We start from the raw sequence: 15,498 nt of genomic DNA on the forward strand, positions 1-15,498 counted from the left end.
GGCGCAAAACGCTTTCGTGTGAGGTTGATGCGTAAACGCATGTCGATGAGCTGGGAGGCTCGCGCATGAACGATCATGTTTCCGTTTCGCAACTTTATGACCGCGTGGCCAAGGTGCTGCCCAAGGCGGAGTGGCTGGGCTTCGAAGACGATGTTGCGGCCATTCTTGAGCTGAAGAAAAAGCGCAATGCCGTCATCCTTGCGCATAATTACCAGACGCCGGAAATCTTCCACTGCGTGGCCGATATTGTCGGCGACAGTCTGGCGCTGGCGCGCAAGGCTGCGGAGGTCGATGCCGATGTGATCGTGCTGGCGGGCGTGCATTTCATGGCCGAGACGGCCAAGCTGCTCAATCCAGGCAAGACGGTGCTGATCCCCGATATGGCGGCGGGCTGTTCACTGGCCGACAGCATCACGCCGGAAGATGTGGCACTGCTGCGCGAGGCGCATCCCGGCGTGCCGATCATCACCTATGTCAACACATCTGCTGCCGTGAAGGCGGCATCCGATATTTGCTGCACCTCCGGCAATGCCAAAAAGGTGGTGGAGTCGCTTGGCGTACCGCGCGTGCTGATGATCCCCGACGAGTTTCTGGCGCAGAATGTGGCCCGCGAAACCGATGTCGAAATTCTTGCCTGGCATGGCCATTGCGAGGTGCATGAGCGGTTCACTCCAGACGATATCCGCGAATTGCGCGAAAGCCACCCCGGCGTGGTGGTTCTGGCCCATCCCGAATGCCCGCCGGAAGTGGTGGCAGTTGCCGATTTCGCCGGTTCCACTGCGGTCATGTCGGACTATGTCGGCGAGAAGAAGCCGCAGCGTGTCGTGCTTTTGACCGAATGCTCGATGAGCGACAATGTTGCTGTCGATCACCCGGATGTCGAGTTCATCCGCCCGTGCAATCTCTGCCCGCATATGAAGCGGATCACGCTTGCCAACATTCGCGATGCGCTGGAAAACAATCGCCATGAAGTGACTGTCGATGCAGCACTGATGGAGCCAGCCCGACGCGCCGTCGAACGGATGCTGGCGGTATGACTACGACCCCGGTCCTTGTCATTGGCAGCGGCCTTGCCGGTCTGATGACGGCGCTCACGCTGTCTCCGCAGCCGGTGTTGCTGGTGACAGCGGGAAGCCTCGGCTTGTCCGGTTCCAGCGCGCTGGCGCAAGGCGGCATTGCCGCAAGTGTTGGTGCGGATGACAGTGCAGCGCTGCATCTGGCCGATACGATTGCCGCTGGCGACGGCCTGTGTGACCGGGGCGTGGCGGCAGAAATCATAGAAGCGGGCGCGGACGTCGTTGCCGCGCTGGAAGCCCATGGCGTGCACTTCGACCGCAAGGCGGACGGTTCATTTTCACTCGGTTTGGAAGCCGCCCACAGCCGCCATCGCATTGTGCATGTGGATGGTGATGCGACGGGGGCGGGCATCATGCGCTCTCTGACCGCCAAGGTTCTGGCGACGCCTTCGATCACCGTCATGGACAACACCCGCGCTCTCCGGCTCATCCGGCAGGATGGTCGTGTCGTCGGTGCCTGTCTTGAAAATGTCGGCCCGGTTGCAGCGCGCGCCGTCGTTCTGGCGACGGGCGGGATCGGCGGACTTTATAACGCAACAACCACGCCGCTCGGCAATCTCGGGCAAGCTGCGATATTGGGTGCCGCATTGGCTGGCCGCGCAGGCGCTGTGCTTGCCGATATGGAATTCGTGCAATTCCATCCGACCGCGCTAGCCGTTTCCGCGCCGCGCCTGCCGCTGATCAGCGAGGCGGTGCGCGGGGAGGGCGCTCAACTTGTCAATGATCGCGGCGAGCGGTTCATGGCGGATGTTCCGGGCCGCGAGCTTGCGCCCCGTGATGTGGTGGCGCGCGCCATCGGCAGCGAGATTGCGCAAGGGCGTAAGGTCTATCTCGATGCACGTACGGCTCTGGGCGCGCGTTTTGCAACCCGGTTTCCCGGTATTGATGCGCTTTGCAAACAGCATGGCATTAATCCGTCCGGTGATCTGATCCCGGTCAGGCCGGCCACGCATTACCATATGGGCGGGATCAGGACCGACGCCGACGGACGTAGCAGCCTGCCGGGCCTCTGGGCCGTGGGCGAAGCGGCCTGCACCGGTTTGCACGGCGCCAACCGGCTTGCCAGCAATTCGCTGCTTGAAGCCGCCGCCATGGGGCTGCGCGCCGCCCGCGCGCTTGGCAGTGAAGAGGCGGTCGCCGTGCGGCATCCCGTGCCTGTCAGCCTGCCGCAGAGTGCTGATCCCGAACCGGTACGGCGCATTGTTTCCAGCCATCTTGGCCTGCTGCGTGATGAAGAAGGTTTGCGCTCTGCAATCACCACCCTTCTCCCCCTCGCGGAGACCGACGATGCCGCAGCCGTGGCGCTAGTCGCTGCGGTTGCGGCATTTGAACGGGGCGAGTCGCGCGGCAGCCATGCCCGCACCGACCACCCGCAGAAACATGCGGAGGCCAAGCGTCGCTTCCACACTTTCGAGACGGCATTCGCGCTTGCCCGCGACATTGCCGCCCCCGAACGCTTACTTCAACGAATTCCAAGGACTGCATGATGAACCTGCCGCGCTTGTCTCCGCTTGTCGTCGAACCGCTGGTGCGCGCCGCACTTCTGGAAGATCTGGGGCTCGCTGGCGATATCACCAGCAATGCGGTGGTGCCGGAGGATCACCGCTCGGCCATGCTGTTCAGCCTGCGCCAGCCGGGCGTCATCGCCGGGCTGGATGTGGCCGAAATGGCGTTTCGTCTGGTCGATCCGGATGTCAAATTCGAACGTCTGGCGCGGGATGGTCAGTCTCTCGAAAAAGGGGCCGATGTTGCCCGCGTTTCCGGCTCCTCCCGCTCCATTCTGGCGGGTGAGCGGACCGCGCTCAATTTCCTCGGTCACCTCTCCGGTATTGCCACGGCCACGGCGAATCTGGTCAAGGCTGTTCAGGGCACCAAGGCTTCCATTGTCTGCACGCGGAAGACGACGCCGGGGCTGCGTGCCTTGCAGAAATATGCGGTGAGGGCAGGCGGCGGCATGAACCACCGTTTCGCGCTTTATGATGCGGTGCTGATCAAGGACAATCACATCGCGGTCGCCGGTGGCGTGCGTGAAGCCATCGAACGCGCCAAGGCCGGTGCCGGTCACATGGTCAAGATCGAGGTCGAAGTCGATACGCTGCAACAGCTCGATGAAGCCATGGCGACGGGCGTGGATGCGGTGCTGCTCGACAATATGTCGCCAGCGCAATTGCGCGAGGCGGTATCGGTGATCGGCGGGCGCGCTATTTCGGAAGCCTCCGGCGGCATCACGCCGGAAACAGTGGCGGCGGTCGCTGCCAGCGGCGTCGATCTGATCTCGGTTGGCTGGACCACGCACAGCGCGCCGAACCTCGATATCGGGCTCGATTTTGAAGAGCTGAAATGAAAAAAGGGAGGCGATTGCCTCCCTTTTCTATTTGCAGAACTGCAAAACTTATTTTTCGACGAAAGCCTTTTCGATGACGTAATGTCCGGCTTCGCTCTGGCTGCCTTCCTTGAATCCGCGTTCTTCCAGAATCTGCTTGGTTTCGGCCAGCATTTCCGGGCTGCCGCAGAGCATCATGCGGTCGTCGTCGTGGTTGAATTCCGGCAGGCCGATATCGGTAAAGAGCTGACCCGAACGAATGAGATCGGTCAGGCGACCACGATTCTTGTAGGGTTCCCGCGTAACGGTTGGATAGTAGATGAGCTGGTTCTTGACCATTTCACCAAGGAACTCGTCCTGCGGCAATTCATTGGCGATGAAATCGGTATAGGCAAGCTCTGCCACCTGACGCACGCCATGAACGAGAATGATCTTCTCGAAACGTTCATAGGCTTCCAGATCGCGGATGATCGACAGAAATGGCGCGAGGCCGGTGCCGGTCGAGAGCAGCCAGAGGTTTTTCCCCGGCTTCAGATTGTCATAGAGCAGCGTGCCGACCGGCTTCTTGGACAGGATGATCTGGTCGCCAACTTTCAGATGTTGGAGCTTGGAGGTCAGCGGACCGTTCGGCACCTTGATCGAGAAGAATTCCAGCCCGTCTTCATAGAGGCTCGAGGCAATGGAATAGGCGCGGGTGAGCGGCTTGCCGTTTACTTCGAGGCCCATCATGATGAACTGGCCGCTCTGGAAACGGAAGCCCGGATCACGCGTCGTGCGGAAGGAAAACAGCGTGTCGGTCCAGTGATGGATGTCGGTGACGGTTTCCTGATTGAAGTTGCTGCTCATTTTCGGAACTGTCTCTGTCTTGCTCCAGCACCGCTTGGGAGGACGGCGCCTATGGAATGGATTGGTTGGTCAGTCTTTATCGGTCATTGCCGCATTTTGCCCGCAGTCATGCAGCTCCGGGGAGTTCTGCATCAACTGCAGGCAAAACGCCTTGATCGCAATCAATGTAAGCGCGTCATGCTGCCTTCAGGGTGGCTTCCGCGAATTCGTAATTGGCCAGCTTGTCGAGGAAATTCGTTACATAGTCAGGCCGACGATTACGGAAATCGAGATAATAGCTATGCTCCCAGACATCAAGTCCTAATAGTGCCTTGCCTTCGCCGGTTGCCAGCGGATTGGAACCATTTGGCGTCTTGGTGACCTTGAGCTTGCCGTCATTGGCCAGAACCAGCCACGCCCAGCCCGAGCCGAACTGGCCGACAGCCGCCGTCTTGAAGGCTTCCTTGAACTGGTCAACGCCGCCGAAATCCTCGACGATCTTCTTTTCCAGCGCACCCGGAAGGCGTCCGCCGTTTGCCGACAGGTTCTGCCAGAACAGATCGTGGTTCCAATGCTGGCCGGCATTGTTGAAGACCGGAGCGAGATCGGCCCCATTCCCGGCAGTGTCTTTCGCAAAGAGCACGATTTCCTCAAGCGACTTGCCCTTGAGCGCGTCGTTCTTCTCGACGAAGCCGTTCAGCGCCGTTACGTAGGCCTGATGGTGCTTGCCATGGTGCAGCTCAAGTGTTTCGGTGCCCATGCCGACGCCTTCAAGAGCGTTGGTCGCATAGGGAAGCGGAGGCAAAGTGAAGCTCATTTTAGACTCCTTGATATACAACTATCTTGATAATTCAGATCGGATCGCTTAATTTAACAAGATAATGCTTCTTTAAATCGAAAATAGGCAATATGTCAAGGAATGACTTTCTAAATACAGACCTTTCGGGAGCACGTTCGCCCGCAGAACGCATCATGCTGGCGCTCAAGATGCGCGGTGCGCAGACGGCTGCCGCAATTGGCGATCATCTCGGCACGACCGGCGAGGCCGTTCGCCAACAGCTCGTGCGTTTGGCAGAGGAAGGGCTTGTTTCCTCGCATTCCGTGTCGCAAGGCGTCGGTCGGCCTTCATTGTTCTGGGATCTGACCGAAGCCGGTAACAAACGTTTTCCCGATACGCATGCTGATCTGACTGTTCAGCTTCTTCATTCGGTGCGTACCATTCTTGGAGACGATGCACTGGACACGCTGATCGCCCATCGCGAGACTGAGACGCGTCGTCAGTACCAGACGCGCCTGAAAGATTTGTCGCTCGACGAGCGCGTGAAGGAACTTGCCGACATCCGTTCCGCCGAGGGCTATATGGCTGATGCCGAAAAGCGGGAAGACGGTTCCTGGCTGCTCATCGAAAATCATTGTCCTATCTGCGCCGCTGCCGATGCTTGTCAGGGCTTTTGCAGGTCGGAGCTTCAGGTATTCAGGGCCGTGCTTGGCCCTGATGTTTCTGTAAATCGCACCGAGCATATTCTGGCCGGTGCGCGCCGCTGTGCTTACGTTATTGCGCCTACCGCCTAACCATCCTTTCAGCCCTAACCATCCTTTCAGCATTGCGCCGGTTGCGGCTGTCTCGCGCTGCGGACGAGAGCAAGCGCCGACACGAACGCCAGTGCAGACAGAATGGCAAAGCCGGAGAAGAGCCAAAGTGCGGCATGTGCGGTGCCGGCAAAGCCACCGGGATTGGTGAGGCCAGCCATATTGGCAACCATTCCGGCAAGTGCTGCACCAAGGGCGGTCGTAAAAAGCTGCACCATGGTCACGGAGGCGGAAGCCAGGTTCTGATCCTCTGCGTCGGCACGTTTGAAAATGCGGGTCAGCAGATGCGGCCATGTCAGGCCGACGCCGAAACCGATAATCGCCAGTGCGATGCAGATCGGCAGCAGATCGTACCAATGTCCATCGCTGCCAGCGGGAATGAGAACGGCCAGCGTTACCATGCCCGCCACGCCCATGACAGGGGCGGCCAGAATGACGCGGTCGGTGCGCCCTGCGGCAATCCCCGACGATCCGATGGAACCAAGTGTCCAGCTACCGCCCATGATGGCTGCCAGATAACCCGCAACAAGCGGCGACTGGTTGTGCAGCACTTGAAAGAACAACGGCACGAAGACTTCGGAACTGGTGACGGATGCGCTGAGGAAGGCAAGTGTAAGATAGAGTGCGCCGAGCTTCCGAATGCTGAACGAGCCTTTCGGAAGGATACGACGGCTGGCTTTCTTTTCCACGGCAGCGAGGAGAAGCAGCAGGACAATCGCAAGCACAACACCGCCGGCATTCAGCGCCATCTCTGATGAAATGCTTCCGGCAGAAACGGCAAGGACTGCAGCGGTCAAAAGGATGAGCTGCGGCCAGGCAAGCCTGTCATTGCTGGCGGCGGAGCCGGATTCACGCGGCAGCACCGTCATGGCCATGATGGTGAACACGGCAATCACCGGCGCAAGCGACCAGAAGGCGGCGCGCCAGATGCCAAGCTCAGCAAAGACGCCGCCGATGGCTGGACCGACAAGCGTAGCCACGCCCCACATGCCGGATACGAGACCGATGGCACGCGGCCACAGCGCTTCGTCGAAAACGATACGGATCATGGAATAGGAAAGCGCCAGCATCATGCCGCCGCCAAGACCCTGTATGGCGCGTCCCGCCAGCATGACGGGCATGGATGGAGCGAGGCCGCAAGTCAGGGTTCCAGCAGCAAAGATGACGGCAGCGATCAGATAGGCGCTGCGCGGGCCTGCCTGGGAAAGCAGGCGCGGCACGAGAGCCGAGCCGAGAATGGATGCAGTCACGAACAGCGCCGTGTTCCACGCATAATAGTCCATGCCGCCAATGTCGGCGACGACCGTGGGCAGAATGGTTGTAGCGATGAATACGTTGATGGCGTGAAGCGCCACGCCGCCAACAAGCGTCAGCGATACGATAGCGTTTCTACCTGCGAACAGATCTCCCCAACCGGCGGTCGGCTTGTGATCCTGCATTTCATTTTCCTTTGACTATCCTTGTGCTGGCGAATGCCTGAGTGCCTGTTCCAAAAGTCGCCAGGCCGATCTGCAAATGGCACTTTTCTGTGTTCCGGTGCTCATGCACGTTAAGTACATTGCGCTCCGGTACTCGAAAATCACCATTTTCACCACGGCCTGCCGCTTTTTGATTCAGGCTCTGAATAAGGTCGCCCCGAACATGAAATAATGGCTACGCCCGCGCTCATAATTTGTCAAGCAAATGCTTGTTTAATTAATTTGATGATATGCGGAAATTGTAGCGAGCCGTGTTGGTCGCTAGAAGCCATTTGTCCGGACAAAGACTTTCAATGAAACGAGAGGGCATGCATGGACGAGAGGGAAGGGGTTCAAATCCCCGCAAAAAGCTCTATATGAAGCTCATCCGCTGAAGGTGGGAAGTAATCCGCGATAGCTTGTGGGGAAATTTTTTCCCGATAATGCTGTGGCGGATTTGTGTTTCTGTCACAAGCTTCCTATAAGCCTTCGAATAATTTGGGAAACTACTTGTGTGTTTCCTCAACTTGGCAAACCAGCCTTGCTGGCAAGACCAGATTTCCCCTTGGACGACCGGCCAGAAAACTCGGAACGCTCATGATCCAGACGCCTTACTACCTGATCGACAAAACCAAGCTGAAGCGCAACATGGAAAAGGTTGCCTATGTGCGCGAGAAATCCGGCGCCAAGGCGCTGCTGGCGCTGAAATGCTTCGCCACGTGGTCGGTATTTGATCTGATGAGCGAATATATGGATGGCACGACATCGTCTTCGCTCAACGAAGTGCGTCTCGGCCATGAAAGATTCGGCGGCGAAACCCATGCCTATAGCGTGGCCTATGCCGATAACGAGATCGACGAGGTCATCAGCCACGCCGACAAGATCATCTTCAATTCGGTCGGTCAGCTTGAGCGCTTTGCCGACAAGGCAGCACATATCAAGCGCGGCTTGCGTCTGAACCCAGGCATTTCGTCTTCGAGCTTCGATCTGGCCGATCCGGCGCGTCCGTTCAGCCGCCTTGGCGAATGGGATGTGGCGAAGGTCGAGAAGGTCATGGACCGCGTCACCGGCTTCATGATTCACAACAATTGCGAGAATTCCGATTTCGGTCTTTTCGACAAGATGCTGACCGATATTGAAGAAAAGTTCGGCTCGCTTTTGCACCGCGTTGAATGGGTCAGCCTTGGTGGCGGTATCCACTTCACTGGTGATGACTATCCGGTCGATGCGTTCTGCGCGCGCCTCAAGTCCTTCTCGGAAACATTCGGCGTGCAGGTCTATCTGGAGCCGGGCGAAGCCTCGATCACCAAGACCACGACGTTGGAAGTGACGGTTCTCGACACGCTTTATAACGGCAAGAATCTTGCCATCGTCGATAGCTCGATTGAAGCGCATATGCTCGATCTGCTGATCTATCGTGAGAAGGCGAAAATGGCGCCGAACAATGGCGAGCATAGCTATATGGTGTGCGGCAAGTCCTGCCTTGCTGGCGATATTTTCGGCGAATTCACTTTCGACGATGAACTCTGCATCGGCGACCGCCTCTCATTTGAAGATGCGGCCGGTTATACGATGGTCAAGAAAAACTGGTTCAATGGCGTGAAAATGCCTGCGATTGCCGTGCGTGAACTGGATGGCACGGTCAAACTTGTCCGCGAATTTGATTACGCGGATTTTGAAGGGTCGCTTTCGTAAAGATCCTGTTGCGTTTTTAAACCGCAACGAACCCACATGTTCCGAATGAGAAGGCAATCGGGACGTTTAACAGATGGCGGGAAACCGCTGGAAGAGGAAGCATCGACAGAAAATGAAGAAGAACGTTCTCATTATCGGCGCCGGGGGCGTGGCACAGGTTGTTGCACATAAATGTGCGCAAAACTCTGACATATTGGGCGATATCCATATTGCGTCCCGCACGGTTGAGAAATGCCGCAAGATTATCGATAGCGTGCATGAAAAGAAGAGCCTCAAGACCGAGGTGAAGCTCGAAGCGCATGCGCTGGATGCTCTGGATGTTGAAGCCACCAAGGCTCTGATCCAGAAGACGGGCGTTCAGATCGTCATCAATGTCGGCTCGGCCTTCCTCAATATGTCGGTCCTTCGCGCCTGTATCGATACGGGCGTTGCCTATATGGACACGGCCATTCACGAAGATCCGAAGAAGATCTGCGAAACGCCGCCATGGTATGGCAATTATGAATGGAAGCACCTCAAGGAATGCGAAGAGAAGGGCATCACCGCCATTCTCGGCATCGGCTTCGACCCGGGCGTGGTCAATGCCTATGCGCGTCTGGCCGCTGACGATTATCTGGACGAAGTGAAGTCCATCGATATCGTCGACATCAATGCCGGTTCGCATGGCCGCTGGTTTTCGACCAATTTCGACCCGGAAATCAATTTCCGCGAGTTCACCGGCACGGTCTACTCCTGGCAGAAGGGTGCCTGGCAGTCGAACAAGATGTTCGAAGTCGGCCACACGTTCGATCTGCCCGTCGTCGGTCCGAGCAAGGCCTATATGACCGGCCATGATGAAGTGCATTCGCTGTCCAAGAACTATCCGAATGCGGATGTCCGTTTCTGGATGGGCTTTGGCGATCACTATATCAACGTCTTCACGGTTCTGAACAATCTCGGCCTCCTGTCCGAACAGCCGGTCAAGACCGCTGAAGGTTTGGAAGTCGTGCCGCTCAAGGTGGTCAAGGCTGTTCTGCCCGATCCGTCGTCGTTGGCGCCGGATTATACGGGCAAGACCTGCATTGGCGATTTCGTCAAGGGCACCAAGGACGGCAAGGAAAAGGAAGTCTTCATCTACAACGTTGCCGACCATAAGGACGCTTACAACGAAGTGGGTTCGCAGGGCATTTCCTATACCGCTGGCGTTCCGCCGGTTGCGGCTGCAATTCTGATCGCTTCCGGTGAATGGGACGTGAAGAAGATGGTCAATGTGGAAGAGCTGAACCCGAAGCCTTTCCTGAACATCCTGAACCATATCGGCCTGCCATCCCGTATCAAGGATGAAAACGGCGACCGCGCGCTGGACTTCGCGTGAGGTTATAATCTTACCGTCGGTAAGATGTAGTTTTGAAAAAGGGCATCCAGCGATGGATGCCCTTTTTTATAGCAAGGTCAGATTGTCTCGAAGCCGCCGCTTGCCGCGGTAAAGCCGCCCGCGATGCGCAAGGTTTCGATGGCTCCATGCTGCTCGATAGGGGTAACGCCCTTGCCGTTCGTGCGAACTCCGCCTGCAATATCGATCTCGCGCGCCGATCCGCCCGGCTTGATGCTGAGGCCAATGGCGGAAAGCTCCACCACGACGCCTTTCACCAGCGACGGACCCGTTCCGCCGAAAGTTTCAATGCCACGGCGAACCGTCAGTTTGCCGATAGGGCGGCTGATCTGAATTCCAACCGCACCGTCGGCATGGGTAATGACGCGGTCAAATTCCGCCAGATCGACAGTGCCGGTATAGACGTTGAAACCGCGCGCACCCTGACCGAAGGTTTCAATGGGCGCGTGGACCTTCAATTCGTTGATCGTGCCAAAATTGACAAAGCCGATGCCGCTTGGTCCGTAGGACGTGATCTTCGCGTCGGCGGTCCAGCGGTCCACGGTCCCCCAATTGTCGAGCACCATATCATTAACGCCATATGTGACGACCGGGCCGCGATTGTGCACCGCATCGACATAGGTGCCGTAAACGGTGAACACGCCGCCGGTAATCTGATCCGGTGTTCCGGCTTTGATGCCGCCGTCGCTATAAACGGCGTCGGTTTCGAGGCTCCGCACCGCCAGTCGCCCGGCCTGATCGCCGCCGCCGCTGACGAAAATTCCGCTGCCGCGCACCGGTGCGCCGTCGCGCCCGGCAGAAAGGCCAACAAGATTGGCGCTGATGATGATGCTTTCGTCGGCATGCATGTTCCACAGGGTGAAAGCACCTTGCAGCACATAGACGCCATAGCCCTTTGGACGGTCCGTTTCCGCACGCGCATCGGCGGCGATAATGTCCAGCCCGTCCACCTCGACATGCCCGGCGCGCAGCTTGTCGCGAAACAGAATCTGCACCCGACCGATTGTGGTGACAGCCGCCAGTTCGGCGCGTCCGATCGTATCGACGGCGGTGTCATTGAAAATGGCGCGCTTTTCCGGCGATGTTTCCAACCGGATATTGCTGATGCGATTGTTTGAAGAAAGCTCCACACCATCGTTGTCTGCAAAACGAAGAAGCGCATCGCGACCGCTGCCTTGCAGGGTCTGGCCGGGCCGCAGTCTGATCGTCGGCAGGTTGTCGATTGCACCGCTGATAATGATATGTCGGACAGCTTCGTCCCCGGTGGCCGCAACCAGTGCTTCGACTGTTGAAATCGTCTTCTCGGAATTACTCATGGCTTAACTCCCTCCAGCGGTTACGGTTGCTGCAAAATAACACAATGATTTGACAGCAAAAAGTAACGATAAAGACAGAGGCAGTAACATTCCTGTTTGTCGCCAGCATTGCTTCATTTTTCGACGCGGCGGCACGCATTTGCAAATATAATTTTGGTAGGCGCAGTTCAAAGGCGGTCTTTTGAGAGAATTCGAGAGATATCTACTTCGGCGAAGATTTTTTCTGCTGGCCTTGGGATCTAATCGCCCCGAGGCCAGGTATCCGACAGGCGATATCCGCCCGGAAATGGATCGCTTGGATCGAGCATCAGCTGCGAGGTGCCCGTCACCCATCCACGCCCGGAAATGATCGGGCTGATGGCGGGCTTGCCGCCAAGTTCCAGCACTTTGTCCAAACGGCAATGAAATTCCGTACCCAACACGGATTTGCCGATGAAGCGCTCGCCGACCCTCATCTGCCCCTTGGCGTGCAACACGGCCATGCGTGCCGAGCAGCCGGTGCCTGTTGGCGAACGGTCGAGCTTGGCCGGACGGATCGCCACCGTGTTGACGCCGGTCAGAACATCACCCTCACGCGTCACCGGCTCGGTGATCTGGCAAAACGAAATGTGGTTCCAGTCCTTTTCCGGGTGGCGAAAACCAAGCTGTTCATTGGCGGCCTTGGTGATTTTCACGCCGATTTCGGCCAGTTCACGCGCCTGACCCGGTTCGATCTTCATACCGATCTGGGCCGCCTCTATAATGACGAAACTGTCGCCGCCATAGGCCGTATCGACGGTGAGGGTGCCAAGTCCTTCGACTTCAAGCGCAGCATCCAGCCGGTCGGCGAAAGAGGGCACGTTGCGCACGCTGATGCGCTCGGCCTTGCCGTTGCGGCATTCAGCTTCCACTTCAATGATTCCGCCGGGCGCTTCCAGTACCATCCGGGTTACCGGCTCCTGCATTGGAATGATGCCGCTATCCAGCAGAACTGTGGACACGCAGATCGAGTTCGAACCGGACATTGGCGGCGTGTCGGCAGGCTCCATGATGATGAAGCCCATCTGCGCGCGCGGGTCTTTCGGTGGCACCAGCAGGTTGACGTGGCGGAAGACGCCGCCGCGCGGCTCGTTCAGGACGAAATTGCGTAAGGTCTCGTCATTGGCGATGAAGCGCGATTGCTCCCACACCGTCTTGCCGGGAGGCGGCGCGACACCGCCGACGATGACATCACCGACTTCGCCCTCCGCATGACAGCCGACAATATGGATGACCTTGGTGCTGCGCATGACGCCTCCTGCAATTAATGCAATCATTCCTATCGGTTAGGCCGCAAGCGTCAATCCTTTATCGGACGGGCAATTGCGCTTTCGCGTCAGAATGAGGATTTCATTCCTCCATGTGCCCGGAGACGAAAAATCCATTTCGAGACGTGTTGCTTCTTTGAGCAAGTCTGATATCCATGTTGCTCTAATTTTGTGCAAATCGATGCGCAGCCCGCTTGGCTCCGGATCAGTTTCTGGAACATACACAACGTTCCCAATAGAAATTGAGCAACCCGAAAAATGGGGTGTGTTCGCTTCATGAGCGATGACACCCTTAGCCGGCATGGGACGGTCGATGATCGTATTTCCGCGCCTCTTCTCAGATTGACATGGTCTCTGATGTTCCGGGGCGTGGCCTCAATCAAAATGGAACGTCCGGCGGATTGACGGCCCCGGATGCTTCGGGGAGCGGACTATGGACAGGACAATCAATGCGGGTTTTCAGCAGCCCCATGAAACCGGCATGCAGCGTTGGGGCAGGGAGATGGCCGCCGCGCTGACACTTGGCTGGCCGCTGATCTTCACCAATCTTTCGCAGGCAGCATTGACCGCGACAGACGTCATCTTCATCGGCCGTCTTGGCGCGGATACGCTTGCCTCGGCCCTGCTGGCGACGAGCTTCTATCACACGCTGATGATCTTCTCGATGGGGCTTGTCTCGGCTGTGATGCCGATGATCGCCATCGCGCTTGGCAAGAACCGCCATTCGGTGCGCGATGTGCGCCGCACCGTGCGTCAGGGTTTCTGGACTGCAATCATGATCGCGATCCCGGTTTGGATCGTGCTCTGGCATTGCGAGGAAATTTTCCTGTTTCTCGGCCAGCGCTCGGATATTGCAGCCCGTTCGACCGATTTCATGCATACGCTGCAATGGGCGCTGCTGCCTTATCTCGGCTATATCGTCCTGCGCTCATTCTTTGCGGCCATGGAAAAGCCGATGTGGACGCTGTTGATCGCAGCACTTGCCATCGGCTTCAATGCGCTTGCCGGTTGGACGCTGATTTTCGGCCATTTCGGATTTCCGCGCATGGAACTGCACGGTGCCGGTATCGCCACCACAGCGTCAAGCACGATGATGTTCCTCGGGCTTGCATTCATCACACTGCGTCATCGCCGCTTCCGCCGCTATCACCTGTTCGGTCGCTTCTGGCGTCCCGACTGGGCCCGCCTGCTCGAACTGTGGCGCATCGGCATTCCGATGGCGCTGACATTCGTGTTTGAAACCTCAATTTTCTATGCTGCCGTTGTCATGATGGGCCGCATCGGACCGACGGCGATGGCGGCTCACGCGGTGGCGATCCAGATCGCATCGCTCAGCTTCATGGTGCCGCTCGGTTTCGGACAGGTTGCAACGGTGCGCGTGGGCAGGGCCTATGGTGCAGGCCATCCCAAGGCAATTGCCTATGCGGGGTGGAGCGCCTATGCCCTTGGCGTTGGTTTCATGGCCGTCACGGGGCTGCTCATGATCCTCATTCCGCGCGTGTTCATCGGCGTTTTCCTTGATCTGCACGATCCGCAGAATCTGCCGGTGATGGAACTGGCCGTGACTTTCCTCGCGCTGGCAGCGCTCTTCCAGATCGTTGACGGCGCGCAAGCCGTTGCCGCAGGCATGCTGCGCGGTTTGCGTGATACGCGCGTACCGATGTTTCTGGCGCTGTTCGGCTATTGGGGGGTAGGGCTGCCGCTGGGTGCCTTGCTTGCATTCAAGTTCGAGCTTGGCGGCGTGGGTATCTGGCTCGGCCTTGCTGCCGGTCTCGGCATTGTCGCGGTGTTAATGACATTGCGGTGGCGCAGGCATCTTGCCCATGTCTCGGCGCATCCCGCCTAACAAAAAAGCCATACGCCCGTCCCGGCGTATGGCTTCTTTTGGATTGTAATCCCGAAACTTACTTCGTCAGCGCAGTGATGCGATCAAGCGCTGCGCCGAAGCCTTTCAGCGAGACCTTGAAGGCAACCGGCTGGCTTGGGCTCAGGGCCGTCGTGGTGACGTTGATATTCGTGCCAGCCTTGAGCGCTGTAACCTGCTTTGCTTCAAAGCTTACTGGCGCCAGGCAACCCTGTGGCAGGCAGGTGGAGAAAGCGAGATTCGGTCCGGTAACATCATCGATCTTGAGTGAAGCGCCTTTTGCCAGGTCGAGGCCAAATGGCATCAGCAGAACGCCTTCGACCTTGCCTGCGACATTGTGCAATTCTGCGGTGAGAACGCGCTGGCCGGTCTGTGTGCTGCTCTGGTCCTGACGCATCACGCAGACGCTTGTTTCCTTCTGGTTCTGGCAGGAAACTGTCCAGTCCTGATAGGTTTCCTGTAGCGTACCTGCTCCACCAGGAAGCGGAGCCGCCAGCGCTGGTGCGCCGGAAATGGCAGCGAGCGTGAATGCAAGACCAATTGCGCGATAGCTTTTCATCAAAATATTCTCTCTAAAATTAATGAGTCCCAAGACCGTATACCCGGACACGGTGTCCAGGAAAATATTATTGAGCATAAAACATTTGTGTCTTCAACTGCGATTTATTGTTTATATTTCAGTTATATACGTTAT

Annotated in this window: 13 protein-coding genes and 1 pseudogene; 8 read left to right on the top strand and 6 right to left on the bottom strand. The window is 57.6% G+C overall.

The annotated features are described in order from the left end of the window. Nucleotides 1–65 precede the first annotated feature (65 nt). From nadA to nadC, 3 genes are read left to right on the top strand one after another with little or no spacing between them, the layout of a single operon-like run. A complete protein-coding gene (nadA, locus tag F9K91_RS05620; RefSeq protein WP_138786027.1) occupies nucleotides 66–1,037 on the top strand; it encodes a quinolinate synthase NadA in 972 nt (323 codons plus the stop codon). Next, the gene (locus tag F9K91_RS05625; RefSeq protein WP_151677391.1) at nucleotides 1,034–2,563 is read left to right on the top strand and encodes an L-aspartate oxidase; all 1,530 of its coding nucleotides are present in this window, start codon (nucleotides 1,034–1,036) and stop codon (nucleotides 2,561–2,563) included. The genes nadA and F9K91_RS05625 overlap by 4 nt, the downstream gene beginning before the upstream one ends. Then, a complete protein-coding gene (gene nadC, locus F9K91_RS05630; protein WP_151677405.1) occupies nucleotides 2,563–3,420 on the top strand; it encodes a carboxylating nicotinate-nucleotide diphosphorylase in 858 nt (285 codons plus the stop codon). The genes F9K91_RS05625 and nadC overlap by 1 nt, the downstream gene beginning before the upstream one ends. Nucleotides 3,421–3,468: 48 nt before the next feature. Here the strand turns inward: nadC and F9K91_RS05635 are convergent, their stop codons facing one another. Both F9K91_RS05635 and F9K91_RS05640 read right to left on the bottom strand, forming a co-directional pair. After that, entirely contained in the window at nucleotides 3,469–4,245 is a 777-nt protein-coding gene (locus F9K91_RS05635) for a ferredoxin--NADP reductase (RefSeq protein WP_012090725.1), read from the bottom strand. Between the two features lie 175 nt (nucleotides 4,246–4,420). Then, nucleotides 4,421–5,041 (bottom strand): superoxide dismutase, encoded by a 621-nt coding sequence (locus F9K91_RS05640; protein WP_151652427.1) that lies wholly within the window; start codon nucleotides 5,039–5,041, stop codon nucleotides 4,421–4,423. 155 nt (nucleotides 5,042–5,196) lie between these two features. Between F9K91_RS05640 and F9K91_RS05645 the strand changes: the two genes are divergently transcribed. Beyond that, nucleotides 5,197–5,796, top strand: coding sequence for a helix-turn-helix transcriptional regulator (locus F9K91_RS05645; protein ID WP_151554430.1), 600 nt, complete (start codon nucleotides 5,197–5,199; stop codon nucleotides 5,794–5,796). 26 nt (nucleotides 5,797–5,822) lie between these two features. On the opposite strand, the gene F9K91_RS05650 is transcribed toward F9K91_RS05645, so the two are convergent. Next, nucleotides 5,823–7,253: an MFS transporter gene (locus F9K91_RS05650; protein WP_151677392.1), complete on the bottom strand. Its 1,431-nt coding sequence runs from the start codon at nucleotides 7,251–7,253 to the stop codon at nucleotides 5,823–5,825. Between the two features lie 76 nt (nucleotides 7,254–7,329). Here F9K91_RS05650 and F9K91_RS05655 point away from each other — a divergent pair. The 3 genes and pseudogenes from F9K91_RS05655 to F9K91_RS05665 all read left to right on the top strand — a co-directional run. Further along, nucleotides 7,330–7,458 (top strand): annotated as a pseudogene (locus F9K91_RS05655) (flagellar basal body P-ring protein FlgI); the annotation flags it as partial. A gap of 410 nt (nucleotides 7,459–7,868) precedes the next feature. Further along, the gene (nspC, locus tag F9K91_RS05660; protein WP_151677393.1) at nucleotides 7,869–8,966 is read left to right on the top strand and encodes a carboxynorspermidine decarboxylase; all 1,098 of its coding nucleotides are present in this window, start codon (nucleotides 7,869–7,871) and stop codon (nucleotides 8,964–8,966) included. A 112-nt stretch (nucleotides 8,967–9,078) separates the two neighbouring features. Beyond that, the gene (locus F9K91_RS05665) at nucleotides 9,079–10,320 is read left to right on the top strand and encodes a saccharopine dehydrogenase family protein (RefSeq protein ID WP_138786032.1); all 1,242 of its coding nucleotides are present in this window, start codon (nucleotides 9,079–9,081) and stop codon (nucleotides 10,318–10,320) included. 77 nt (nucleotides 10,321–10,397) lie between these two features. Here F9K91_RS05665 and F9K91_RS05670 read toward each other — a convergent pair whose 3' ends face one another. Beyond that, nucleotides 10,398–11,654: a hypothetical protein gene (locus F9K91_RS05670; protein ID WP_151677394.1), complete on the bottom strand. Its 1,257-nt coding sequence runs from the start codon at nucleotides 11,652–11,654 to the stop codon at nucleotides 10,398–10,400. A gap of 239 nt (nucleotides 11,655–11,893) precedes the next feature. Continuing rightward, nucleotides 11,894–12,922 carry a trans-3-hydroxy-L-proline dehydratase gene (locus F9K91_RS05675; RefSeq protein ID WP_151677395.1) on the bottom strand — a complete coding sequence of 343 codons (1,029 nt, stop codon included), beginning with the start codon at nucleotides 12,920–12,922 and terminating at the stop codon, nucleotides 11,894–11,896. A 451-nt stretch (nucleotides 12,923–13,373) separates the two neighbouring features. On the opposite strand from F9K91_RS05675, the gene F9K91_RS05680 reads away from it, so the two are divergent. Further along, nucleotides 13,374–14,786 (top strand): MATE family efflux transporter, encoded by a 1,413-nt coding sequence (locus tag F9K91_RS05680; RefSeq protein WP_151652423.1) that lies wholly within the window; start codon nucleotides 13,374–13,376, stop codon nucleotides 14,784–14,786. A 58-nt stretch (nucleotides 14,787–14,844) separates the two neighbouring features. Here F9K91_RS05680 and F9K91_RS05685 read toward each other — a convergent pair whose 3' ends face one another. Continuing rightward, on the bottom strand, nucleotides 14,845–15,363 hold the full coding sequence (locus F9K91_RS05685) for an invasion associated locus B family protein (RefSeq protein WP_151677396.1): 519 nt from the start codon (nucleotides 15,361–15,363) through the stop codon (nucleotides 14,845–14,847). Nucleotides 15,364–15,498: the final 135 nt, after the last annotated feature.

The sequence above is a fragment of the Brucella tritici genome (assembly GCF_008932295.1).
In the GTDB taxonomy this organism is placed as follows: domain Bacteria; phylum Pseudomonadota; class Alphaproteobacteria; order Rhizobiales; family Rhizobiaceae; genus Brucella; species Brucella tritici.